General features: G+C 68.0%; 19 protein-coding genes. 5 read left to right on the top strand and 14 right to left on the bottom strand.

The genetic code is table 11. The annotated features are described in order from the left end of the window. Nucleotides 1-89: 89 nt before the first annotated feature. The 4 genes from EGT50_RS00530 to EGT50_RS00515 form a co-directional block, all read right to left on the bottom strand. Nucleotides 90-1736, bottom strand: a complete 1647-nt coding sequence (locus EGT50_RS00530) for an FAD-dependent oxidoreductase (protein WP_127950675.1) — start codon at nt 1734-1736, stop codon at nt 90-92. A 66-nt stretch (nt 1737-1802) separates the two neighbouring features. Beyond that, on the bottom strand, nt 1803-5087 hold the full coding sequence (locus tag EGT50_RS00525) for an error-prone DNA polymerase (protein ID WP_127951316.1): 3285 nt from the start codon (nt 5085-5087) through the stop codon (nt 1803-1805). A 143-nt stretch (nt 5088-5230) separates the two neighbouring features. Continuing rightward, complete coding sequence (locus EGT50_RS00520; RefSeq protein ID WP_127950674.1) at nt 5231-5707, bottom strand: hypothetical protein; 477 nt, start codon at nt 5705-5707, stop codon at nt 5231-5233. A gap of 226 nt (nt 5708-5933) precedes the next feature. Continuing rightward, the gene (locus EGT50_RS00515; protein WP_127950673.1) at nt 5934-6413 is read right to left on the bottom strand and encodes a hypothetical protein; all 480 of its coding nucleotides are present in this window, start codon (nt 6411-6413) and stop codon (nt 5934-5936) included. Between the two features lie 469 nt (nt 6414-6882). Here EGT50_RS00515 and EGT50_RS00510 point away from each other — a divergent pair, with 469 nt between their 5' ends. Both EGT50_RS00510 and EGT50_RS00505 read left to right on the top strand, forming a co-directional pair. Beyond that, nucleotides 6883-7086: a hypothetical protein gene (locus EGT50_RS00510; RefSeq protein ID WP_127950672.1), complete on the top strand. Its 204-nt coding sequence runs from the start codon at nt 6883-6885 to the stop codon at nt 7084-7086. Nucleotides 7087-7120: 34 nt separating this feature from the next. Then, the gene (locus tag EGT50_RS00505; protein WP_127950671.1) at nt 7121-9118 is read left to right on the top strand and encodes an SDR family oxidoreductase; all 1998 of its coding nucleotides are present in this window, start codon (nt 7121-7123) and stop codon (nt 9116-9118) included. A gap of 35 nt (nt 9119-9153) precedes the next feature. On the opposite strand, the gene EGT50_RS00500 is transcribed toward EGT50_RS00505, so the two are convergent. Genes EGT50_RS00500 through EGT50_RS00480 form a run of 5 tightly spaced genes read right to left on the bottom strand, consistent with a single transcriptional unit; the run spans nt 9154 to nt 15304 of the window. Further along, nucleotides 9154-10071 (bottom strand): sucrase ferredoxin, encoded by a 918-nt coding sequence (locus tag EGT50_RS00500; protein ID WP_235870499.1) that lies wholly within the window; start codon nt 10069-10071, stop codon nt 9154-9156. A 49-nt stretch (nt 10072-10120) separates the two neighbouring features. Next, complete coding sequence (locus tag EGT50_RS00495) at nt 10121-10648, bottom strand: hypothetical protein (protein ID WP_127950670.1); 528 nt, start codon at nt 10646-10648, stop codon at nt 10121-10123. Between the two features lie 45 nt (nt 10649-10693). Next, complete coding sequence (locus tag EGT50_RS00490) at nt 10694-12880, bottom strand: heavy metal translocating P-type ATPase (protein WP_127950669.1); 2187 nt, start codon at nt 12878-12880, stop codon at nt 10694-10696. 46 nt (nt 12881-12926) lie between these two features. Beyond that, on the bottom strand, nt 12927-14483 hold the full coding sequence (locus EGT50_RS00485; protein ID WP_127950668.1) for a DNA polymerase Y family protein: 1557 nt from the start codon (nt 14481-14483) through the stop codon (nt 12927-12929). Continuing rightward, nucleotides 14480-15304 (bottom strand): hypothetical protein, encoded by an 825-nt coding sequence (locus EGT50_RS00480; RefSeq protein WP_235870498.1) that lies wholly within the window; start codon nt 15302-15304, stop codon nt 14480-14482. The genes EGT50_RS00485 and EGT50_RS00480 overlap by 4 nt, the downstream gene beginning before the upstream one ends. A 259-nt stretch (nt 15305-15563) precedes the next feature. On the opposite strand from EGT50_RS00480, the gene EGT50_RS00475 reads away from it, so the two are divergent. Then, nucleotides 15564-16727, top strand: coding sequence for a serine/threonine-protein kinase (locus EGT50_RS00475; RefSeq protein WP_235870548.1), 1164 nt, complete (start codon nt 15564-15566; stop codon nt 16725-16727). A 27-nt stretch (nt 16728-16754) separates the two neighbouring features. On the opposite strand, the gene EGT50_RS00470 is transcribed toward EGT50_RS00475, so the two are convergent. Both EGT50_RS00470 and EGT50_RS00465 read right to left on the bottom strand, forming a co-directional pair. Next, complete coding sequence (locus EGT50_RS00470) at nt 16755-17429, bottom strand: LuxR C-terminal-related transcriptional regulator (protein ID WP_127950666.1); 675 nt, start codon at nt 17427-17429, stop codon at nt 16755-16757. A gap of 9 nt (nt 17430-17438) precedes the next feature. Further along, nucleotides 17439-18743: an ATP-binding protein gene (locus EGT50_RS00465; RefSeq protein ID WP_408014593.1), complete on the bottom strand. Its 1305-nt coding sequence runs from the start codon at nt 18741-18743 to the stop codon at nt 17439-17441. A 199-nt stretch (nt 18744-18942) separates the two neighbouring features. Between EGT50_RS00465 and EGT50_RS00460 the strand changes: the two genes are divergently transcribed. Continuing rightward, nucleotides 18943-20265, top strand: a complete 1323-nt coding sequence (locus EGT50_RS00460) for a PspC domain-containing protein (protein ID WP_127950665.1) — start codon at nt 18943-18945, stop codon at nt 20263-20265. Then, nucleotides 20258-20506 (top strand): hypothetical protein, encoded by a 249-nt coding sequence (locus tag EGT50_RS00455; RefSeq protein WP_127950664.1) that lies wholly within the window; start codon nt 20258-20260, stop codon nt 20504-20506. Before EGT50_RS00460 ends, EGT50_RS00455 begins: the two co-directional genes overlap by 8 nt. Before the next feature lie 65 nt (nt 20507-20571). On the opposite strand, the gene guaA is transcribed toward EGT50_RS00455, so the two are convergent. The 3 genes from guaA to EGT50_RS00440 all read right to left on the bottom strand — a co-directional run bounded on the left by guaA (nt 20572) and on the right by EGT50_RS00440 (nt 25331). Continuing rightward, on the bottom strand, nt 20572-22143 hold the full coding sequence (guaA, locus tag EGT50_RS00450) for a glutamine-hydrolyzing GMP synthase (RefSeq protein ID WP_127950663.1): 1572 nt from the start codon (nt 22141-22143) through the stop codon (nt 20572-20574). Nucleotides 22144-22185: 42 nt separating this feature from the next. Further along, nucleotides 22186-24006, bottom strand: coding sequence for a GMC family oxidoreductase N-terminal domain-containing protein (locus tag EGT50_RS00445; protein WP_127950662.1), 1821 nt, complete (start codon nt 24004-24006; stop codon nt 22186-22188). 185 nt (nt 24007-24191) lie between these two features. Then, entirely contained in the window at nt 24192-25331 is a 1140-nt protein-coding gene (locus EGT50_RS00440; protein ID WP_127950661.1) for a GuaB3 family IMP dehydrogenase-related protein, read from the bottom strand. Nucleotides 25332-25336 lie beyond the last annotated feature (5 nt).

Here is a 25336-nt window from a genome sequence, read left to right as displayed (position 1 = left end):
GTCCAATCGAAAATACGGGTGGGGGTATATAGGAGACCGAAAGAGAACCCCGCCGAGAACCGCTCGGTTTCGACCGAGTTCAGGTGGGATCAGCTACACGCCAAGACAATCGGCACGTTCGCACGCCGCCCTGCGTCCCACGTCTGGTAGCCGCCGTCGAGGTTCGCCGCGGGCCGCCCCAGCTGTCCGAGAAGGCACACCGCGGCGTGGGCACGCTGACCCACCTGGCAGTGCACGATCAGATCCCCGACCGGCAGTTCGCCGACTCGTTCCCTGAGCTCATCGAGCGGGAAGTTGACGGCACCGGGAATGGAGCCGTCCGCGAACTCGTCGGCGGTGCGAACGTCGACGAGCGAAGCACCGCCGGCAAGCAGGGCATCGAGCTCGTGCCACTGGACCGTACGGATGGAATCGGTGCGCAGGTTGTCGGCGATGTAGCCGAGCATGTTCACCGGGTCCTTCGCCGAACCGAACTGCGGCGCGTACGCCAGTTCCAGGTCGGCCAGCTCGGACGCGGTGACCCCTCCGGCCATTGCCGTTGCGATGACGTCGATCCGCTTGTCGACGCCTTCGCCGCCGACGGCCTGGGCGCCGAGGATGACGTCCGTCTCGGGATCGACGAGCAGCTTGATCGACATCTGCTGCGCCCCCGGGTAGTACCCGGCGTGGGACTGGGGATGGGTGTGGATGGCCCGGTGAGGTCGGCCCGACGCGCGCAGCCGCTTCTCGTTCCAGCCGGTCGCCGCGGCGATCAGCCCGAAGACACCGACCACTGCGGTGCCCGACGACGCCTTCACCCGCACCGGCCGGCCGGCGATGACGTCGGCCACCAGGCGCCCCTGCCGGTTGGCGGGGTTGGCGAGCGGGATCAGCGCGGCGTCACCACCGATCGCGTCGCGCTTCTCGATCGCATCACCGACCGCGAAGATATGCGGAACCGAGGTACGCATCTGGTCGTCGACCGCAATACCGCCGCGCTCCCCCGACACCAGGCCGGCCATCTCGGCGAGCACCGTCTCGGGCCGCACACCGATCGCCATGACGACGACGTCCGCCGGAACCGTACGCCCGTCGTCCAGCTCCGCCGTGGTTTCGTCGATGCGGGTCAGCTCGGTGCCGAGTTCGAGGCGTACCCCGTTCTCGCGCAGCCGGTCCGCGACCGGGACCGCCATCTCGGGGTCGAGTGGGGCGAGCACCTGATCGGCGAGTTCGACGACGGTGACGTCGAGTTCGCGGCGCCGCAGGTTCTCGGCCAGTTCGATACCGATGAACCCGGCACCGACGACTACGGCGCTGCGAGCCGACGCCATCTCCGCGACCAGGCGGTCGACGTCCTCGACGTCGCGCAGGCTCAGGGCGCGGTTGGCCCCCGGCAGGGGCGGCACAACGGGGCTCGCGCCGGTGCTCAGGATCAGCTCGTCGTAGCTCTCGACGTAGGGGTCGCCCGTCTCGAAGTCCTCGACCGTGACGGTGCGGGCGTCGGGATCGATCGCCACGACCTCGCTGCGCACGCGGACGTCCAGCCGGAAGCGGGCGCCGAGGCTCTCCGGGCTCTGCAGCAGCAGCTCGTCCCGGTCCTCGATGACCCCGCCGGCGTAGTACGGCAGACCGCAGTTCGCGAACGACACGTGTGCGCCGCGCTCGAACACGATGATCTCCGCTGACTCGTCCAGACGGCGCAGACGGGTGGCGGCGGACATCCCACCGGCGACACCTCCGACGATGACAACCTTCACGAGCTACCTCCTCGACGTTTCGCACAACCATACCCCAGGGGGTATCTGAAGGATGTGAGACTGCTCTCAGCGGAAGTCTCGCGACCTGCTCGACATCCGCAGGTCCATGAGTTGGAGGTGGTCCGCGACAACCGTCACAGCGCCCTCCGCATTCTGTACCCGCCCGCGCACCAGCAGCGCCGGAGCGCCGGTGGCGAGTCTGCGGTACCTCGCCCACAGCCCCACCGAACACACGACGTTGACCATTCCGGTCTCGTCCTCGAGGTTGATGAAGGTCACCCCGGAAGCAGTCGCCGGCCGCTGCCGGTGCGTGACCGCGCCCCCGACCAGCACCCGGTCCCCGTCCGGCACATCCAACAGCCGCGACGCCGGGATCACCCCCAGCGCGTCGAGTTGCGGACGCAGAAACTCCGTGGGGTAGCTGTCCGGCGAGATCCCGGTGGCCCACACGTCGGCGGCGGCGAGTTCGAGAGCGCTCATGCCGGGCAGGGTGGGCGCGTGGGTCGACGCACCCGTCCCCGGCAGCCGGTCCGGACGTTCCCCCGCCGCCGCGCCGGCCGCCCACAACGCCTCACGCCGGGAGAGCCCGAAGCACCCGAGCGCACCGGCCATCGCGAGGGACTCGACCTGCGCGGTGCTCAGTTCGACCCGGCCGGTCAGGTCCAGGATCGACGTGAACGGCCCGTCCCGATCCCGGTCCTCCACAATCCGTTCGGCGAGCGCGGTGCCGATGCCACGCACCTCCCCGAGCCCCAGCCGCACCTCGGTGCCGCACTCCTCGAGCGTCGCGTCCGCGAGGCTCGCGTTCACGTCCGCGCCGTGTACCCGCACCCCGTGCCTGCGGGCGTCGGCGACGAGCGACTGCGGCGAGTAGAAACCCATCGGCTGCGCCCGCAGCAGTCCGGCGCAGAAGGCCGCAGGGTGGTGCAGCTTGAACCATGCCGAGTAGAAGACCAGCGACGCGAAGGACTGCGAATGACTCTCGGGGAAGCCGAAATTCGCGAAGGCGTACAGCTTCTCGTAGATCCGGTCGGCGACCTCACCGGTGATGCCGTGCAACTCTCGCATGCCCTCGTAGAGGCGCCCGCGCAGCCGTTCCATCTTCTCGGGTGATCGCTTGGAGCCCATTGCGCGCCGCAACTGATCGGCCTCGGCGGCGGTGAACCCGGCCGCGTCGACGGCCATCTGCATGAGCTGTTCCTGGAACAACGGCACCCCGAGCGTGCGCTTCAACGCCTTCTCGAGGCACGGGTGGTCGTAGGTGACGGGTTCGCGGCCAGCACGGCGCCGAATGTAGGGGTGCACCGAGCCGCCCTGGATCGGGCCGGGCCGGATCAGCGCGACCTCCACCACCAGGTCGTAGAAGTTGCGAGGCTTCAGGCGCGGGAGCGTCGCCATCTGGGCCCGCGACTCCACCTGGAACACACCCACCGAGTCGGCCCGCTGCAGCATCTCGTAGACCGCCTGCTCGGACAGGTCCAGTTGCGCCAGGTCCACCTCGACGCCCTTGTGCTCGGCAACCAGGTCGATCATGTAGTGCAGGGCCGAGAGCATGCCGAGGCCCAGTAGATCGAACTTCACCAATCCCACTGCGGCACAGTCGTCCTTGTCCCACTGCAGGACGCTGCGATTCTCCATGCGTGCCCACTCGACCGGGCACACGTCGGCGATGGGGCGGTCGCAGATCACCATGCCACCGGAGTGGATGCCCAGATGCCGTGGGAAGCCCTCGATCTGGGCGGCCAACTCCAGGACGGCCGGGGGAATGTCCGTTCCCGTCTCGCCGCCGACGCCCGTCCAGCGGCTGACCTGTTTGCTCCACGCGTCCTGCTGCCCCTGCGAGAACCCGAGCGCCCGCGCCATGTCCCGCACCGACGACTTGCCGCGATAGGTGATGACGTTGGCGACCTGAGCGGCGTACTCACGGCCGTACTTGGTGTAGACGTGCTGGATGGCCTCCTCACGGCGGTCGGATTCGATGTCGACGTCGATGTCGGGAGGGCCGTCCCGCTCGGGTGAGAGGAACCGCTCGAACAGCAGCTCGTTGCGCACGGGGTCGACGTTGGTGATACCGATCGCGTAGCAGACCGCCGAGTTGGCGGCCGATCCCCTTCCCTGGCAGAGGATGTCGTTGTCCTTGCAGAACGAGACGATGTCGTGGACGACGAGGAAGTAGCCGGGGAAGTCCAGGCGTTCGATGATCCCGAGTTCGTGCTCGATCTGCTCGTACGCGGCCGGGTTCTCGGGCGGCGGACCGTAGCGCCGACGCGCCCCCTGCATGGTCAGCTCGCGTAGCCAACTCGCCTCGGTGTGGCCGGGTGGGACGTCGAACGGCGGCAGTTTCGGCGCGATGAGACGCAGGTCGAATGCGCACTCGAGCCCCAACTCGGCCGCCCCCGCGACGGCCTCCGGGTAGCGGGCGAACAGCCGCGCCATCTCAGCCCCGGACCGCAGGTGCGCGCCTCCGGTGGGCGCGAGCCAGCCCGCGGTCTCGTCGAGGCTCTGCCGGGCCCGCACCGCGGCCATCGCCATCGCGAGCCGTCGACGCGACGGACCGGCGAAGTGTGCAGCTGTGGAGGCGACGACGGAAAGACCCTGTCTCGCCGCGAGTTCCGCGAGCCGCGCATTGACCTCATCGTCCGCGGGCAACCCCCGGTGGGTGAGTTCGACGCTCACCCGGTCCGCACCGAACCGGTCGACGAGATCGCGCAGCGCCGCCTCGGCGGCGTCGAGTCCGCCCGCGGCGAGCGCACTACCCACGTGCCCCTTGCGGCAACCGGTGAGCACCTGCCAGTGCCCGCCGGCCGCCTCGGTGAGCGCGTCGTAGTCGTAACGGGGCTTGCCCTTCTCCCCGCCCGCGAGATGCGCGGCCGAGATCTGCCGGGACAGCCTCCGGTACCCCTCCTGTCCACGGGCCAGCACCAGCAGGTGCGTGCCGTCGGGGTCGGGGGCGCCGGTGCGCGGCGCGGCGTCTAGCGACAACTCGGCCCCGAACACCGTCCGCATGCCGAGTTCCTTGGCGGCCTCGGCGAACCGGACCACGCCGTACATTCCGTCGTGGTCGGTGAGGGCAATCGCGTCCAGGCCGAGCCGCACCGCCTCCTCCACCAACTCCTCGGGCGGGCTGGCGCCATCGAGGAAGCTGAAGGCGGAGTGGGTGTGCAGTTCCGCGTACGGGACGGTGGCACCAGCCGGCCGCGACACACCATCGGCCAGGTACGCGCCCCGCTTGCGGGACCAGGCCGGGCTGTCGCCTCCGTCGCCCGGGAACTGTCCCTCCCGTCGATCCGGGCGCCCGGACAGCACCCGCTCCATCTCCGACCACGTCGGCGGACCGTTGCCCCACCCCATCCGCCCCACCCCATCCGCCCCACCCCATCCAACTCTCGCAGCCTGCTTACCTGGGAAGATGCGGAGGGGAAGGCGCATCGTTCGAACTTGTGTTCGATTATGCCATACGGTGGGTCTCGAGCGGGGCTGGACGGCGAGAAGAACTAGAGACGCTGGTTTGCGAACGCCACGGAGATCGGTCCCGGAGCCCCTGGGATGGCGAACGGACCCACGGAAGTCACCTCCGTGCCGGTGCTATCCATGCCGACCATTTGGGCATTCCGTCCGGGGCCAGGGTTTATCCGCGCGAACTTGCTTCCCGTCTTTCCATCGAGGTAGAACGTGTCCGGGAGTGCATCACCCCAGATCACGTACTTCACCGTCGTGGGCTGACCCGCTCGCGCGTTCGGCACACGATCCAGCTTCAGCCATAGGTCCGATGAGGCGTGCGCCCTGGTCCCCACCTCCCAGTTCTCCACCGCGGTGACCTCGTAGACCTGCGCCCCCGTATCGAACAGCGCCTCATACCCCACAGACCCAACAGCCGGCTCCGCCGACGCCGTCGCAGGAACCGCAACAGCCACCCCCATCGCTACCGCAGCAGCAGCCATCCCGCCGGCCGACTTCCTCAACGTACCCACTCGTCCTCCCAAAATCGTCACACGATGGTGTGCCTCGAGACACATCTACCATTTCTCGAAATCGCCGAACTTCGTTACCGGACAGTGCAACACGGTCCGGAGCGGGACCGTCTCTCCGCTCAACTCTTGCGCCACCCGGGGTAGTCCCTCGAAGGAGCTGCCGATGATCCGACGCCCTCCAACCCGCGCGGCAGATAGATCTTCGCAGGCCAGGGAGCGAGAAGAACTACGAGCGGTCGTATGCGAAGGCCACGGCGATCGGTCCTGGAACCCCAGGGATGGCGAACGGACCCACGGAAGTCACCTCCGTGCCAGTGCTGTCCATTCTGGTCATCTGCGGCGTCCGGCCGGGGCCAGGATTGGTCCGGACGCTCGTATCTCCGGCCTTCCCATCGAGGTAGAACGTGTCCGGGAGCGCCTCACCCCAGATCACGTACTTCACGGTCGAGGGCTGACCCGCCCGAGCATCCGGCACCCGATCCAGCTGCAGCCACACGTCCGACATCCTGTGTGCACCGCCGATCGACACCGCCCAGTTCTCCACCGCGCTGACTTCGTAGACCTGCGCCCCCGCATCGAACAGTGCCTCATAGCCCACAGACCCGGTGGCCGGCTCCGCCGACGCCGTGGCAGGAATCCCAACAACCACCCCCACCGCCACCGCAGCACCAGCCATCCCGCTGGCCGACTTCTTCAACGTACGCACTCGTCCTCCCCAAATCGTCACTCGATCCTGTGCCTCACGACCGCGAAGCACACCTACTGCTTCTCAGAATCACCGGAATTCGTTACTGGACAGTGCAACACGGCCTCGCCATCCTGTCGCCCAAGCCATAGGGCAGGTCTCAACCGAGGCCGGGTGGCGAGAAGAACTAGAGGCGCTGGTTCGCGAACGCCACGGAGATCGGTCCCGGAACCCCAGGAATAGCAATCGGACCCACGGAAGTCACCTCCGTGCCGGTGTTATCCATTCTGACGATCTGCGCGTTCCGGCCGGGGCCAGGGTTGGTTCGGGCCCACTTACTTCCGGCCTCCCCATCGAGGTAGAACGTGTCCGGGAGTGCCTCACCCCAGATCGCATACTTCACAGTCGAGGACTGACCCGCCTGAGCATCGGGAACTCGATCCAGCTTCAGCCATACGTCCGATGAGGCGTGTGCCCCGGTCGCCACACCGTGGCAGGAACCCCAACGGCCACCCCCACCGCAACCGCAGCAGCAGCCATCCCGCTGACCGACTTCCTCAACGAACGCACTCGTCCTCCCCAGATCGACGTGCGCCTCGCGACCGCGAAGCACACCTACCACTTCTCGGTATCGCCGTACTTCGTTACCGGACAGTGGCGAAACGGCGATCGAGATCGTGTCCGACCCCTCTAGTAATGCAACTTACTTTCCAGTAAGTTCCGGAGGTATGGCCACTTACATCGTCACGGGCGGCACGGGATTCCTGGGCAGGCACACGATCGAGCGACTGCTCGAGCGCGACCCGTCCGCCCAGGTCCACGTGTTGGTCCGGCCGGGCTCGCTCTCGAAGTTCGAGCGCATGGCGGACCACTGGACGGGCGGCGACCGGGTACACGCCCTCGTCGGCGATCTCACCGAGCCGGACCTGGGGTTAAAGGCTGCACCACCGGCCGCGGAACACGTCGTGCACCTCGGCGCGATCTACGATCTGACCGCCGGTGAGGAGCAGGCGAGAACGAACGTCGACGGGACACGGGCCGTGATCGACCTCGCGTCCCGACTCGGCGCAACCCTGCACCACGTTTCGTCGATCGCGGTGGCGGGCGATCACCGCGGTCGATTCACCGAGGACGACTTCGACCTGGGCCAGCACTTTCCGACGCCGTACCACCGCACCAAGTTCGAGGCCGAGCGCCTGGTTCGCAGGTCGGACGCGCCGTGGCGGATCTACCGCCCCTCGACGGTGGTCGGCAGTTCGATCACCGGCGAGATGGACAAGGTCGACGGACCCTACCTGTTCTTCCCCCTGCTCGCCGCGCTGGCGAAGCTGCCCGCCGTGCTGCCGGTCGCCGTCCCGAAGCTCGGCTACACCAACATCGTTCCGGTGGACTTCGTCGCGGCCGCTCTGGTGGAGTTGATACTGCGTCCCGACTTCGACGCGCAGACTTTTCACCTCGTCTCCCCCGAGCCTCAGCCGGTCCGTCAGATCTTCGCGGCACTCGCGAAGGCCGCCCACGCGCCGACCCCGGTCGCCGATCTGCCGGCGGCGACGGCCCGCCCCCTGCTGTCCCCTCCGGCTCCGGCCCGCAGAATCCGTGACACGGCTCTGCGCAGGATGGGTATCCCGCCGGTGATTCTCGACCACCTCACCGTGCCGTCTCGATTCACCGTCGACCGGACTCGGGAGGCGTTGCAGGACAGTGGAATATCGGTGCCACCGTTCCCGTCGTACGCATCGAAGTTGTGGACGTATTGGTACGAGCACCTGGACCCGGACCGTGCTCGCCGCGACGACCCGGCCGGTCCGCTCGTCAACCGGCACGTAATCATCACTGGGGCCTCGTCCGGCATCGGTCGTTCGGCCGCAATCATGGCGGCCGAGAAGGGCGCCACGGTGCTGCTGCTCGCGCGCCGCGGCGACGAACTCGAGGCCGTCGTATCCCAGATTCGCGAAACCGGCGGATCCGCTTACGCCTACCAGTGCGACATCACCGACACCGAGGCCGTCGACCACACCATCAAATCCATTCTGGCCGAACACGGTCACGTGGACATGCTCGTCAACAACGCTGGTCGGTCCATTCGACGCGGCCTGTACCGATCGACCGACCGCCTACACGACTTCGAACGGACAATGGCGGTCAACTACTTCGGCGCCGTCCGCCTGGTACTGGCGCTGCTGCCACACATGCGTGAGCGCCGCTTCGGCCACATCGTGAACATCAGCACCGCCGGTGTCCAGGCGCGCACGCCGCGCTTCGCGGGATACATCGCGAGCAAGTCTGCCCTCGACGGCTTCGCGGACGTCGCCGCCGCCGAGACCCTCTCCGACGGGATCACCTTCACGACCATCCACATGCCACTCGTGCGCACCCCGATGATCGCGCCGACCGGCCACTACAACACCGGTCCCGCTGCCAGCCCCGACAAGGCGGCCGCGATGGTGATCCGCGCACTGATCGAGAAGCCGAAGCGTATCGACGTCCCGATCGGAACGTTTTTCGAGTTCGGCGCGATCTTCATGCCGCGGATGAAGGACCGTATGTTCTCCGCGTTGTATCACGCGTTCCCCGATTCACCCGCGGCGCGCGGAGAAAGGGCTGCAGCCGAGCCGGAACCAGCTCCCGAGGCACCATCGGTCACGCCGCGGCCGACCGGTCCGACCGAGTCCGCAGCCCGAATCGCCCGCCGTCTCGGCCGACTGATTCCGGGCGCACACTGGTGACCTGGCTGCCGCACCGGTGACGTGAATGCGTGGAATCACGAACTCCCGGTAGGGATTCCGGTAGGGAGTTCGTGCATGTCCACCGCCACTACTGGGTGTACAGGCTTGGCGTCGGCGCCACAGCTGGTGGCCCTGGCATCCAGCTCACGCTGCTGCACGATGACCCGCCAGCGGCGTCCGTCTCGATGGGTTACGACCGGATCGGTGCCCCGGTCGTCGACCGAGAGGTCGTTCACACCGGCACGCACGCTCTGCCGCACGAGCACCTCGGCGGCCTGTCCACGCGGCCCCCAGTAGCTGCGACCGCGCAGCCCCGGCAGGGACACCTCACCGGCCGTCGCCGCCCGCACCGCCAACGCGCTCTCGGCCGGGGTGAGCCGGCCGTACGTCACGCCGCTGGGCAGCAGGATCATCGAGGGCGCGAACCTGTGGCCGCCGGTGTGCGAGCACTCCCACACCGCGTCGCCGAACTCCGCGGCCAGGTCTGCCGCGACCGGGCGTCCGAGCACCGCACAGCACCGGTCACGTTTGCCGTGAGCGCACACCAGCACGACCGGTTCGACGACCGGCTCCCCTAGCCCGGGCGCGGGGCCGGCGACACGCGTCAGGTCGATGTCCAGCAGGTTGGTGATCTCCTCGATCACGAGCCGCTCGCACCACGACTGGTTGGGGTCCGAGTTGGCCAGCAGTACCGTCCGCCCGTCGCGCGTCTGTTCGTCCCGCCCCGGGCGGCGGATGAACATGACGCGCACACCGGCTGCGTCGGACCGCCGGGACAGCTCGGCGGCTAACTCTGCACCCAGTGCCGTCCCGTCGAGCACGTCGCGGCCCCACGCACCCGGGTACTCGATGCACACCCACCCGGCGACATGCACCGCGCTGCCGGGGAGGGGTTCGTCCGCGGACAACACAGAACACTTGACGGGGCCAGCCGGGGGAACGGATTCGCTCACCCCGCCATTGTGTACGGGCGCTCAGTCGTGCAACCTGCCGCCTGCCATGTCAGCGGTCGGCTCTGCCCCACGCTCGGGCGAAACCCCGGGCCAGGTATGCCAGCGAGCCCAGCGCGAGCACCCACTTGGTGGTGCTGATCGCGGTCGTCGCACGGATGGCGCCGTCGGTGATCCGGTCGCGGTGGTCGAGCAGGTACAGGCCGGCGACGTTCTCGATGTAGTCGCCGGCGGCCGAGACGACGGGCGCGGCCAGAAGGGCCCGCTTCGTCGCCGGCGGCAGCGGTGACAGTTCGTCGAGGCGCCGCACGCCGGCCCGCAAGGCCGTCGCATAGATCCCCGGGTGCACGAAGTCCAGGTAGAAGTGGCTCCGATAACGCCCGATCTCGGCTGAGTCCATCCCGTCGAGGACCGCGGCGTACACCCGGGCCGACGGAGCGGTCTGGGTCTTCAGCACCTTCGGTGCGACCGGGCCGAGCAGACGCACAATGTTGGCCTGCGACAGCACGAAGCCAGCCGACCAAGCAACGAGCTTGCCGTTCGCACGAAGAGAACCGCCCCGAAAACCCATGCCGCGCATCCTGCCACGCGGGCTGACACTCCGCCCCGCTAACGCGGCCGTCGGTTATCGGGCGTAATCGTGCTCCCGCTCGCGGACCGGACGGGTCAGTCGCTGTGGTGCCAGATCCAACCGGCGCAGCAGCTGTGCGTTGGCGGCGACCACAACCGTCGATGCCGACATCAGGATCGCGCCCACCTCCATCGGAAGGACGAATCCGACAGAAGCAAGCACACCCGCCGCGAGCGGCACCGAGATCACGTTGTAGCCCGCGGCCCAGACGAGGTTTTGCACCATCTTCCGGTACGTGGCATGCGACAACTCGATCACCGACACCACGGCGCGTGGATCGTCACCGACGAGGACCACACCGGCCGAAGCGATCGCCACGTCGGTACCTGCACCGATCGCGATCCCGACATCGGCCTGGGCGAGGGCGGGCGCGTCATTGACGCCGTCACCCACCATCGCGACCCGGCGTCCCGAAGCCTGCAGTTCCTTGACCTTCGCGCCCTTGTCCTGCGGTAGCACCCCGGCGATCACGTCGTCGATGCCGAGGTCGTCGCCCACGGCCCGCGCCACGGCGTGGGCGTCACCGGTCAGCATCACCACCTGCACACCGCGGGCGTGCAGCGCCGCGATCGCGTCCCGTGATTCGGGGCGGATCTCGTCGGCCAGCGCGAGCGCACCGATTACCTGCCCGTCTCGCAGGACGTGCAGAACGGTCGACCCCTGCGCCGCCCACTCTTCCGACACCGGAAGCGCGGACGCATCGTGGCTGGCGAGCATCCCCGGACCACCGACGCTCACCTGTGCGCCGTCGACGGTCGCAGTGACGCCGACCCCGTTGCGGGCCTGGAACTCGCTCACCTCCGGGATACGCAGTTCCCGCTGCTCGGCCGCCGCGACGATCGCCCGGCCGAGTGGGTGTTCGCTGGCGCGTTCGACGGCCGCGGCCAACGCGACGAGGGTGTTCTCGTCCTCGCCGGGCACGGCGCTGGTCGCGATGACTGCCGGTTCGCCCTTGGTGAGGGTTCCGGTCTTGTCGAACAGCACGGTGTCGACGGTGCGCATCGCTTCGAGCGCGCGCCGGTCGGTGATGAGCACGCCGGCTCGAGCTGCGCGTTCGGTGGCGATCGACACTACGAGCGGGATCGCCAGCCCGAGCGCGTGCGGGCATGCGATGACCAGAACCGTGATGGTGCGAGTGATCGCGTCGTCCGGGGTCCCGAAGATCGACCACACCACCAACGTGATGACGGCCGCACCGAGCGCGAACCAGAACAGCAATGCTGCGGCCTTGTCGGCCAGGACCTGGGCGCGTGACGACGAGTTCTGGGCCTCCGCGACAAGCCGCTGAATGCCGGCGAGCGCGGTGTCGTCGCCGACCGCGGTGATCTCGACACGCAGCGCCGAGTCCGTCGAGACCGTTCCCGCCACGACCGTGTCGCCCAATTCGCGGCGCACCGTGCGCGACTCTCCGGTAATCATCGATTCGTCGAGGTCACCGGCGCCCTCGACGATCCTGCCGTCTGCGGGGATGCGCCCACCCGGGCGGACCATGACGATGTCACCGGTGACCAGTTCTGCGGTCGGCACGGTGGTGATGGTGCCGTCGGTGTCGATGCGTTCGGCCTCGTCGGGCAGCAGCGCTGCGAGCGAGTCCAGCGCGCTCGAGGCCTGCCCGAGTGATCTCATCTCGATCCAGTGCCCGAGCAGCATGATCACAACTAGAAGGGCCAACTCCCACCAGAAGTTGAGCTCGTGGCTGAGCACCCCGAGGCTCGATCCCCACGACGACACGAACGCGACGGTGATCGCCAGCGAGATGAGCAGCATCATGCCTGGCTGCCGCGTCCGGATCTCGCTCACCGCTCCGGTGAGGAATGGACGCCCACCCCATACGAACACGACCGTGCCGAGTAGCGGCGAGATCCACTCCACGGCGGGGTTGTCCGGCAGCGTGTATCCGACGAGGTCGGCGAACATCGTGTTCGCTCCGACCACGGGGATCGACAGGATCAGCATGATCCAGAAGAGGCTGCGGAACTGGGCGACGTGGTCGCCGTGTCCCTGGTGCCCACCGTGTCCCTGGTGCGCAGCATGCTCCTGGTGACCGGCGGCGGCGTGGTCGCCGTGCCCCCCGTGCCCCTGATGGCCGGAATGATCAGAATGGCCGACCGAATGCTCATCGTGGCGATCGAGAGCATCCGTCACGTGGTGATCGTGACCTGCTTCTCCATTTGGGTTCATGCTTCCCAACATATACCCCCCGGGGGTAATCGCAAAATATCTGCGACTACTCGTAGATTCCCTCCACGCCCCACCTTCCTCCCACGCAGATCAGAAGCAATGCCCGCGACTCGGCGAGCAGCACCTGTACTCGCGCGGCGTGCTGTGCTGCTGCGGTGTCCCACCACCGCTCGTCCACCGGCCACGGCCCCGCCCAGCCCTGCACGCCCCATGTCCGACTCCCCCACCGCAATCTTGTGGGCGGCGCGGTGAACTCCCCCCGCTCGGTGACGCCCACCGCGACACCCGAGCCGTCTTCGAGCGACACCACGGGAAGGTTCGGCAGCACGGTCGATGGCGCCGGTTCGGGTAGCCGGCCCGGCCACGGTGCCGCCGGATCGGCAGCCGGAACCAGCTCGTCACCCAACGACACCAGGGTGATTCGCTCGATCGGCCCCCGTCCTCCGCTGTGCACCCCCACCCGGACCGCATCGCCACCGAGCAGTCCCTGAACACGGGTCAGGGCCCGCCTGGCCCGCTCGTCCTCCTCTCCGACGCCCCCCCACAGCCCCAACTGCAGAGCCCCGACCGCCACCACTTCCACCGGCTCGAGGCGCAGCACGGTGATCCCTGCCGTAGGCCGGGGCTCGCTGCGTCCGGTGAGCCAGCCGTCCAACTGCCACCGCACCCGATCCGCGGTGCCCTCGGGAGTCAGCGGCTCCGCGCACCGCCAGACCCGGGTCAGCTGTTCCCCGTTCCCGGTGTTCGCCGACACCTGCAGCCGGGTGCACGCCACTCCCGCACCCGACAATTTCGCGTGCAGCCGCTCGGCCAACCCGCGTCCCGCGAAGGCCGCCGCATCGACCCGCTCGATCGGCGGATCGAACTGCTGCTCCACTTCCAGGTCCGGGGGCAGTGCCCGGGCCGACGGCGGACGTTCCGGCTCGGCGCGGGCGGCCCGGTGCGCGAGGACCGCGTCGGCACCGAACCGCGATGTCACGTCCACCGGCGACAGCGCCGCGAAGTCCCCGATGGTGCGCAGCCCGAGTCGGCGCAGCAGATCGGCCAAGTCTCCGCGATCCGGCGCAGCGAGACTGGGCTCGGCAGCGATCTCGGCAATCGGGAGCGGCGCCAGGAACTGCGCCCCCTCGCCGGCGGGAACCAGCTCGCCGTGGCGGGCCGCGATCACCGCGGTGGACAGTTCGTCGGCAGTTCCGATCTGACACTCCGCACCGGCGGCGGCCACCACATCGACGAGTCGCTCGGCCGCAGCCTCCTCCGATCCGAAGTACCGGCTCGCACCACGTGCTGCCAGTACCAGGAGCCCGGGACGCAGGATCTCCACACCGGGAACCGCCTCGTCGACGGCGGCGACCACGGACTCGAACAGCCGCGCATCGCGCTCCGGATCGGACTGTGCCACATGCAGCTCCGGACACCGCGCCTGCGCCTCCCGGCGCCGCAGTCCACGGCGCACCCCCGCGGCCCGCGCCTGCGTCGAGCACGCGACCACGCGGTTGGCGTGCAGCACCGCTACCGGGCGCGTGGCCGGTAGGTCCGCCGCCACGGCCGCGGCCACGGCCGGCCAGTCCGGGCACCACACCGCCAGCACCCGCGCGTTCATCGGGCCACCGCATCCTGCGTCAATGCATCTGGGGTCAGTGCGTCCGGGGCCAGTGCGTCCGGGGTCAGCGTGACGACCTCGGGCACCCACTCGACCCCACCGTGGGTGGATCGCACATCCAGACACGCAGTCCGCGGCTGGAACGAGCGTCCCTGCGCCCGCACCGCCAACCGGACCGAGCACAGCCGTCCCCGTCCACCGGCCGCGTCGCCACCCACCCCGTCGTACCCACGCACCTGCGCATCCAACCGGACCTCGGCTCCACCCCAGTGCCCGCCGGTCACCACCAGCGTCGACTGCTTGCTCCGAGCCCGCGCGACCACGGCCCGAGCCCGCGACGGCGGCACCGAGATCCCATCCAACCCGAGCACCACGAGATCCATGCCGTCGAGCAGGACCGCCGCGACCTCCACGGGATCCGGCCCCGGGTCCGGGACGAACGCCAACCTCCGCAAATGAGCGCCCATCTCAGTAGCCGCGAGCACCCCGAGCCTCGGATGCCCGATCACCGCCGCATGCCCGCCCGCTGCCGTCACCGTCGCCAACAACCCCAGCAGCAGCGACGTCGCACCGGAGACGGAGACCACCGATCCCCGGACCAGCCCACCGCTCGGCAGGAGCGCGGCCAACGGATCCGGGACGGGAAGCACCTGCGCGGCGCCGGTCTCATCCCGCGGTTCACGCCGGACGGCCGCCTCACCTCGTCCCGGCACCGCCGCGATCCGTCGGCGCAGGTACTCGAGACGCTGTTGCCGAGTCAGCCCGGACAGCGAAGATGCTGGAAGAGCCTGCGCTGTGGGCAGCCGGGCTGGTTCGGTCATATCTGCTCCCCGGAACGCGCACGTGCTGGTTTTCGAGATGTTTGGGTGCGCGGGGAAGGCGCGACACACGGTGTCCGAACGACGTTTCGTGAAGCCCACGGAACATGTTCGAACATATTTTCGAATGTATTTAGTTAAGCCTGTCTCGACCAGTACGTCAAGCAAACCTCGCCGATCCACTAATCTCGGACACGTGACTGAGCAGGAGCGCACCCGCCCGGACCGCCAAAGCCGAGCGGCCATCGGCCCCGACTACCTGATGGCAGGCCGGTATCGGCTGGCTTCCAAGCTCGGCGGCGGCGGTATGGGCGCTGTATGGCTCGCCCAGGACACGCTCCTCGACCGCAAGGTCGCCGTGAAGCAGGTGACCTCCACTGTCGGCATGGACGAAGCCGAGGCCAACGAACTCCGACAACAGGTCCTGCGCGAAGGACGCAACGCCGCGCAGCTGTCCCACGACCACGCGATTGCGATGTACGACGTCGCAGTCGAGTCGGGTGAGCCCTGGCTCGTGATGGAGTACCTGCCGTCCCGGAGCCTCGCGGAGGCCTTGGGCCAAGTTCACACCCTGGCTCCCATCGAGGTCGCACAGATCGGCGCACAGATCGCAGCCGCCCTCACAGAGGCGCACGCGGCCGACATCCTGCACCGCGACATCAAACCGGGCAACATCCTCGTCGCCGACCGTGGCGACGCCCTCGGCGTCGTCAAGATCAGCGACTTCGGCATTGCACGCGCGAAGGGTGACGACGCCGGCAGCAACGCCAGCGTGATCACCGGAACGCCCGCCTACTTCGCACCCGAGGTGGCCCGCGGCAGCGACCCCACCGAGGCCAGCGACGTCTTCTCTCTCGGCGCCACGCTCTACACCGTGGTCGAGGGCCAACCCCCGTTCGGGATCGACAACGACGCGATCGCGCTGCTGCACCGAGTGGCAAAGGCGGAGATCTACCGGCCGAGCCGCAGTGGCGCGCTGACCGACACGCTGCTGCACATGCTCGAACCCGACCCCAAGAGACGTCCCACCATGGCGCAGGCACGTGACGAGCTCGCCGCCGTCGCCCTCGGCTCCGACACCGCGGGAAAGCTTGGCCTCCTTATCGGCGAACCTGTCATGAACGCCGACGGCAACATCCCCAAGTGGGCCTACCGCTCGGCATCGGCAGGGATTCCGCGACGCCGCATCGCCTCCACGACGGCAACGAATCTCCCTGCGGTGCAGCCGAAGACGCCGCTGGGTTCGGTCCCCCGTCCAGCCGGCCGGGCGTGGCTGCGTCAGCTCACCGAGGGGGTGAGCGGCCCGCAGGCTCCGACGGATCTGCGTGACAGGATCGTTGCGGCTGCACCGCTCGCGATGGCCGTCATGGTCGGCATCATCGTGCTGGCGTTCGTCGTCGTGCTGATCGTCGCGCTGGCGCAGTGACCCCAAGGGGTCCGCACCGAGCAGAGTTCATTCGATGCGCCGTCGATGCGCCCACCGCGTGAGCGCATTCCGGTTGGATTGCTGCGTCTTTCGCAGCACGTTCGACGCATGCGTCTCGACGGTCTTGACCGAGATCACCAATTCCTCTGCGATCTCCCGATAGGTGTAGCCGCGGGCGAGCAGTCGCAGCACCTCGCGTTCCCGAGGGGTCAGCGAGTCCAGCTCCGGATCCAGGGGCGGCTCGGGCACGTTCGAGCGCCCAGTGAACGAATCCAGAACGAACCCCGCGAGGCGTGGACTGAACACCGCATCGCCGCCGGCAACCCGTCGCACGCCGTCCGCGAGTTCCGTACCGGAGATCGTCTTCGTCACGTACCCGCGCGCACCGGCCCGGATGACCGCGATGACGTCCTCGGCGGCGTCGGACACACTCAGTGCCAGGCAGACCGGACCCGAGTCGATTCCGTTGAGCACCGCGACACCACCGCCGTCGGGCATGTGGACGTCGAGCAGCACCACCTGCGGACGCAGCGCATTGATCCCGGCGATGGCCTCACCCACGCCACCGGCCTCGCCGATGACATCCATATCGACCTCGCGGCCGAGTTCGGCCCGCACGCCGGCCCTGAACACCGCGTGATCGTCCACGAGGAAGACACGGAACTTGTCGGATGTGGGTTGAGCTGAGGCCGTGGAAGTCACGGCCCCAGCCTAGGACATCTTTTTGGCCTCGTTCCCAACCTCGGCCTCGTTCCCAACGTCCTCGTCGTCGGCACCCTCCGACACCGGTCGCGGCATATGGATCCGCACCTCGGTCCCCTTCCCTGGGGTCGACCGGATCTCGACCCGCCCGCCGCGACGTTCGATCCGGGCGCGGATCGACTTGGCCAGACCCTGCCGGTCCTCCGGCACCGATTCGGGGTCGAACCCGACTCCGCGGTCACGCACGAAGGTGCTCACCTGATCGCGTTCGGTCTCCGCGTACAGGTCGATGTTCGAGATACCGGAGTGCTTGGCGGCGTTGACGAGAGATTCACGGGTGGCGCCGAGCAGCGCGGTGAAACACTCCCGTGAGAGCCCCGAGCCCCCCTTCCCCTCGGTCGCGAGTTCGATGTCCCCGACAGTGACCGGCTGGACCGTGACCCCGTACTGGTCCTCGACCTCACCCGCGATGGTCTGCAGGGCCTCCGACAGACTCGCGTGTGCCGTCTCCCCGCCACCGAACAGCCAGCGACGTAGTTCGCGCTCCTGCCCGCGGGCCAGGCGAGCCACCTCCTGCGGCGAATCCGCTTGCTTCTGGATCAGCGCGAGGGTCTGCAAGACCGAGTCGTGCAGGTGCGACGCAATCTCCTCGCGTTCCTCGTTCCGAATACGCGCGGCCCGTTCCTCACCGAGAGCCCTCCACAGCCTGAGCCACAGCGGCACCGTGAGCAGCCCGGCACCGACGAGTGTCACGACCACGGCCAGTAGGGACGAGCGCAGCGCGTCGATGTCGACCTGCGCGAGGATCACCACTCCGAGGCCGGAGACGATCAGGGTGAGGCCGCCGAGGACCCGCGCCCAGGTGAGCACCGTCGGGTGTTGCGGCAGCCCGAGGACCGAGCGGGACCCGTCTGTGTCGAACTCGCGCCATACCAAAGCGGCGCCGACCGCGACGACGACGAACGGCGCGGCAACCGATGCCGCGGTGCCGTCGATCAACCAACCCAGGGCTGAGGCGACCGCGAGACCAAGCACTGCCAGTCCGAAAGCACGACGGCGTTCGGAGGCGCTAGGTCGCTCGGTGTCGCTGCCGACCGGGGTGAAGACCCACAACAACCCGTAGGCCACGATGCCCACGCCCGCCAGCGACGCCAGCAGAGTGAAGGCCACCCGCACCTTGAACACGTCGACGTCGAGGTGATCGGCGATGCCGCCGGCAACTCCACCGACAATCCGTCCCCCTGCCCTGCGACGGAGTTTCGGGTAGAGGGGCTCGTCCACGGGGGCCGGGACCGGCGACAGCGCCAGGCCCACGGCCGGGCTCACCGCCTGGTTCGGGTCCACCACAGGTTGCACAGAGTCGATCCTGGCACGGCCGCGCCGCGTTCGACATCAGGGCCGGACCCTGAGATTCGACGCCGCGCCCTTGTCTCAGGGTGACGATCAGGGGATCGGGGAAAGATCAGGGTAGTTCCCGATGGTCCGGACGTTGTCGCGTCGCCAGGATGGATCCATGAGCAGCGAAGCGTCTACCGGGAGCTTCTCGGACCAACTCCACGACCTGTGGCGAACCCGTCCGGTACGGCTACCGAAGCAGGGACCCATCGCCGGCGTCGCGGCAGGCATCGGCCACAGGTATCAGGTCGACCCGGTTCTCGTACGGATCGCGTTCGTGATCTCGTCCGTTTTCGGGGGCGCCGGCATCATCCTCTACCTTGCGGGATGGCTGCTGCTCAGCAAGCCCGGCGACCAGGTCTCGCCTGCCGAGTCGCTCCTCGGGCGGGGCCGAACCTCGCAGTCCCGCACCAAGACCGTGGTCCTCGTCGTCGCTCTCGTGATCGCGCTGAGCACCGGCGATCTTGTGTATCAGGGCCCGTTCGGGGTCGGCATGAGCGGTTCGGTCTTCATCAGCTTTGCCCTCATGCTGGGCGGACTGTGGCTGCTCTACCAGCGGCAGCCGGTTCCGCCGCCGCTTCCGGCGAGCGTCACGCAGACCATCGCCGGCTACCCGGTGGCACCACTGCATACCGCTCAGGCCGGCGCGTACCCACCTCCCGCCTACAGTCCTTACACCACACTGCCCGACCACTACGAGCCATCCCCTGACCCTGGCAGCCCGGACAACGCCGGAAGATCGCGCCACAGCCAGGCCGACCCGACACCGCCCGCGTGGGACCCGCTGGGTGTCGCGCCCTTCGCCTGGGATCTGCCCGAACCGGCAGCACCCCCGGAACCGCCTGTCGAACGACCACGGCACCGCGTCCGGTTCACGTCGGTGATCCTCGGCAACGCGGTGCTCGCGGCGGCAGCGGCGGCGGCCGTCTCGTCTGCGGTCGGCTCGGATTACTTGACCCCCGCCCGGATCGGTGCGATCTCCCTGGCCGTGATCGGCGTCGGGCTGGTGCTCGGAGCCTTCCTGCGACGCGGGTACGGACTGCTCGTGGTCACGTTCCCGCTGCTGGGATTCGTCGTCCTTGCCTCGATCGCGGGACCGCTGGACTGGGACGAGTCGAAGTTTGGCGAACACGTGTGGGCCCCGACATCGATGTCCGGGCTCGCGGACGTCTACGAGGGCACAGCAGGCGACTTCACGCTCGACCTCACGCGACTGGATCTCACCGAGAACCGCGAGGTCCGAATCGACGGCAAGTTCGGTAAATACAGTGTGATCGTTCCCGAGAACATGAACGTGCGTTCCGACTGCTCCGTTTCGGTCGGAGAGGCAAGTTGCATCGGCGCCGGTCACGTCGACGGCGGCCGTGATGGCGCCGACGGACCCATTCTGACGGTGAAGATGGACAACAAATTCGGGGAAGTGAGCGTCGAACGTGGCTGAATACGTTGAAAACTCGGAAAGCGGAACCTCGGACACCGATCAGTCCACCCCCAAGCCGCGCCGGCGTCCGTCGGTGGGCCTGCTCCTCGCCGGTGTGGCCGCGCTGCTCGTCAGCGTGTGGGCGCTGGCTGGGCCGTTTTCGCTAGAACCGCTCGCGAACGTCGAGTTCCGCTGGCTATTCGTGGCCTTGGCCGTAGTGATCGGCGCGGTGCTGGTGCTTTCGCCGGGACGACGCCGCTAACCGCACGAACGAGGGCCCCGAGCTCGCGCGGCGGCTTGGGGCCCTCGTGTGCGGTCAGGTGGAAATCACTCCCACTCGATCGTTCCCGGCGGCTTGCTGGTGACGTCGAGCACGACGCGGTTGACGTCTGCGACCTCGTTGGTGATGCGGGTGGAAATCCGCTCGAGCACGTCGTACGGCAGACGCGTCCAGTCGGCGGTCATCGCGTCCTCGCTGGAGACCGGGCGTAGCACGATCGGGTGGCCGTATGTACGGCCATCACCTTGGACGCCGACGCTGCGGACGTCAGCGAGCAGCACGACAGGGCATTGCCAGATCTGACCGTCGAGACCGGCTGCGGTGAGTTCTTCGCGCGCAATCGAATCCGCGTGACGCAAGACCTCGAGGCGCTCTCGAGTGACCTCGCCGATAATGCGAATGCCCAGTCCCGGCCCCGGGAACGGCTGCCGCCCGACGATCTCTTCGGGCAGCCCCAGCTCGCGGCCGACGGCACGCACCTCGTCCTTGAACAGCAAACGCAGCGGCTCGACCAGCTTGAACTGGAGATCCTCGGGCAGACCACCAACATTGTGGTGGCTCTTGATGTTCGCGGTACCCGTGCCGCCGCCGGACTCGACGACATCCGGGTACAGCGTGCCCTGGACGAGGAAATCGATGGTTTCGCCCTGCGAGGCGCTCTCCCCGAGCGCCTCGGACACCGCACCCTCGAAGCTGCGGATGAACTCGCGGCCGATGATCTTGCGCTTGGTCTCCGGGTCGGACACCCCGGCCAACTCCCGCAGAAACGTCTCGGACGCATCGACGGTGACCAGGCGAGCGCCAGTGGCAGCGACGAAGTCCTTCTCGACCTGCCTGCGCTCCCCGGCTCGCATCAAACCGTGGTCCACGAACACACAGGTGAGGCGGTCACCTATCGCGCGCTGCACGAGCGCCGCGGCGACAGCGGAGTCGACGCCACCGGACAGGCCGCAGATCGCCTTGCCGTCGCCGACCTGCTCACGGACCTGCTCGATGAGCGACTCGGCGATGTTCGCGGCCGTCCACGTGCCCGGGATCTCGGCGATCTCATGGAGGAAGCGGCTGAGCACCTGCTGCCCGTACGGGGAGTGCATTACCTCTGGGTGGTACTGGACCCCGGCAAGTTTGCGGGCGCGATCCTCGAATGCGGCGACCGGAGCGCCGGCACTCGACGCGGTCACAGTGAACCCGTCAGGGGCGACTGTGACACCGTCCCCGTGGCTCATCCACACCTGCTGCGTCGTTGGCAGGCCGTCGTGCAAGATGCCGCCCGTGACCGTCATCTCGGTGCGGCCGTATTCACGCGCACCAGTGTGCGCAACGGTACCGCCGAGGGCCCCGGCCATCGCCTGGAAGCCGTAGCAGATTCCGAAGACCGGGACACCCAGGTCGAACAATGTGGCGTCGAGCTGCGGCGCCTCCTCCTCGTAAACACTGGACGGGCCACCGGACAGGACGACCGCAAGCGGTTTCTTCGCCGCGATCTCCGCGACGGTCGCGGTGTGCGGAACCACCTCCGAGTAGACATTCGCCTCACGGACGCGACGAGCGATCAGCTGCGCGTACTGGGCACCGAAGTCGACGACGAGAACCGGCCTGTCCTGCTGGGTATCTGACACCCGGACAGTCTAGTATGCGCAGCTCGGAACACTGTTACGGGACTAGACGACCCCGGACCCCGTCTCCGTGTCCTCTGCGGGCTGGTCGGCAGTGTCGTTGGCGCCGTTCGCTGAGCCGTTCGTTGAGCCCTTTTCGGAACTGTTCTCACGGCCACTGATCACCTCGACGATCGGCAGCGTCAACGCGGCCGGCGCCCCCGCCGGAACCACGGGCTTGTTCGGCGCGACGGCGGCAAGGCGCTCGTACGCCGAACCCTGATCGGGGCGGGCGTCCTGCTCGTCCTTGTTCGGCCACAACGATGCGGCCCGCTCGGCCTGCGCGCAGATCGTCAGCGACGGGTTGACGCCCAGGTTGGCCGACACCGAGGCTCCGTCGACGACGCTGAGGGTCGGGTACCCGTATACGCGCTGGTAGGGGTCGATCACGCCGTGGTCGGCGTCCGCGCCGATCGTGCAGCCACCGAGGAAGTGAGCGGTGAGCGGAATGTTGAACACCTCGCCCCACGTGCTGCCCGCGATGCCGTCGATCTTGTCCGCAACGCGACGGGTCGCATCGTTGCCGACCGGGATCCACGTGGGGTTCGGCTCTCCGTGACCCTGCTTGCTGGTGACCTTGCGCCGACCGAGGATGCCTCGCTTGGTGTATGTGGTGATCGAGTTGTCGAGGTTCTGCATGACCAGCGTGATGATGGTCCGCTCGCTCCAGTTCTTCACCGACAGCATCCGCAGCATCTTGCCGGGGTTCGCGGCGATCACCTTCAGCAGCTTCAGCGGGCGCGGCGTGGTGCCGCCGCCGTCGGTCATGAGGGTCTGCAGCAGGCCCATCGAGTTGGATCCCTTGCCGTAGCGGACCGGCTCGATGTGGGTGTCGGACGTCGGATGGAACGATGACGTGATCGCCACACCCTTCGTGAGGTCCACCGACGGATCGACCTTCGGCTTCGCCGCGCCGAGGATCGCCTCGGAGTTGGTACGGGTGAGTTCACCGAGCCGGTTCGACAACTTGGGTAGAGCGCCCGTGTCCTTCATCTTGTGAAGCAGATGCTGGGTACCCCATGTGCCGGCCGCAAGGACGACGTACCTAGCGGTGTATGTCTTGCGGTTCTTGCGAACCTTCGCGCCGGTGCGGCGGGTCACGACATCCCAGGTACCGTCCGAGGCCTGGTGCAGCGCCTCGACGGTCGTCATCGGCACGATCTCGGCGCCGAACTTCTCGGCGAGCCCGAGGTAGTTCTTCATCAGGGTGTTCTTGGCGCCGTGGCGACAACCCGTCATGCACTCGCCGCACTCGATGCAACCGGTCCGGTCTGGACCGACACCACCGAAGTACGGATCGTCGACAGTCTTACCGGGGTCCCCGAAGAACACACCGACGGGGGTCTGGATGAACGTCTCACCGACACCCATGTCCTCGGCGACCGACTTCATCACCTCGTCTGCCGGGGTCATGTGCGGGTTCTGCACGACGCCGAGCATCTTGCGGGCCTGCTCGTAGTGGGGGGTCAGTTCGGCGTCCCAGTCGGTGATGTCGCGCCACTGCGGGTCCTGGAAGAAGGGGGTCGGCGGCTTGTAGAGGGTGTTGGCGTAGTTGAGCGAGCCCCCACCGACGCCTGCACCGGCGAGGATCATGACATCGCGAAGCATGTGGACGCGCTGGATGCCGTAGCAGCCCAGGGCCGGCGCCCACAGGAACCGCTTGAGATCCCAACTGGTCTTGGCAAAGTCCGAGTCCTCGAACCGGCGGCCCGCCTCGAGCACACCGACCTTGTACCCCTTCTCGACCAACCGGAGAGCGGTGACGCTGCCACCGAATCCAGAGCCGACGATGAGCACGTCGTAGTCGGTTGCGCGCTGCTTACCCATGGGAAACCTCCACCCAAGAACCGGATTTGCTACTCGCCAGTATGCACCGTCGATCGGCGCTCAGAGTACCCTAACTGTAACCGCCAGTCTCACAAACGGCCGGAATCTCCCAAACTGCTCATGGGCGAACATCACACCGGCTCAGTCCAACCGAACGGGCGTTCTACCACCGGGCCACGAGTGGGTCAACTGCGGACGGTCAGGCCGACCTTCTGGAACTCCTTGAGGTCGGAGTAACCCGACTTCGCCATCGAGCGGCGCAAACCGCCGACGAAGTTGAGCGAGCCGTACGGGTCGTCGGACGGCCCGCTGAGCACCCGAGAAAGGCTTGGACGCTCACCGTACGAAACGGGCAGCAGCGAGCCGCGCGGCATCGATGGATGTGCGGCGACCGACGGCCAGAACCAGCCTCCGCCGGGCGCGTCCTGCGCGACCGCGAGCGGTGCACCGAGGACGGCCGCGTCTGCACCGCACGCGATCGATTTCGCGAAATCACCCGACGTCGTGATGTCACCGTCAGCGATGACGTGCACGTAGCGGCCCCCGGTCTCATCGAGGTAGTCCCGCCGGGCCGCGGCCGCGTCCGCGATAGCTGTCGCCATCGGAACGCCGATGCCGAGCACCTCACGAGTGGTGGTGGCACCCTCGGTGGAGCCGTAACCGACAATCACACCGGCCGCGCCGGTCCGCATCAGGTGCAATGCGGTGCGGTGGTCGCTCACGCCGCCCGCGATGACCGGGACGTCGAGTTCGGAGATGAAGGTCTTGAGATTGAGCGGCTCGCTCTCGCCCTGCGCAACGTGCTCGGCCGAAATGATCGTGCCGTGGATGACCAGGAGATCGATACCCGCCTTGACCAGCTCCGGAGTAAGTGCACGAGCGTTCTGCGGGCTGACACGGACGGCGACCGTGATACCGGCGTCCCGAACCTGCGCAACGGCGGCAGCCAACAGACCGGGCTGCAGCGGCGCCGCATGCAACTCCTGCAGGCGCGCGACCGCGGCGTCCGGGTCGACCTCCTTCTCGGCCAACTCCGCCAACTCGGCGAGCTTGTCCTCGACGTCGGGGTGCCGACCCCACAGCCCCTCGCCGTTGATCACACCGAGACCGCCGGCCTTGCCCAGCTCGATCGCGAACGAAGGTGAAACCAGAGCGTCGGTCGGATGCGCCAGCACCGGGATGTCGAAGCGGTACGCATCGATCTGCCAAGCCGTCGACACCTCTTTGGAGGAGCGGGTTCTGCGAGAGGGAACGATGTTGATGTCGTCCAGCTCGTAGGTTCGCCGGGCGGTCCGGCCCATACCGATTTCGACGAGGTCGCGCACGCGCG

It is taken from the genome of Rhodococcus xishaensis, assembly GCF_004011825.1.
Classification (GTDB): domain Bacteria; phylum Actinomycetota; class Actinomycetes; order Mycobacteriales; family Mycobacteriaceae; genus Prescottella; species Prescottella xishaensis.
The sequence above is the reverse complement of the archived record's forward strand: the minus strand, read 5'-3'. Positions and strand labels throughout refer to the sequence as shown.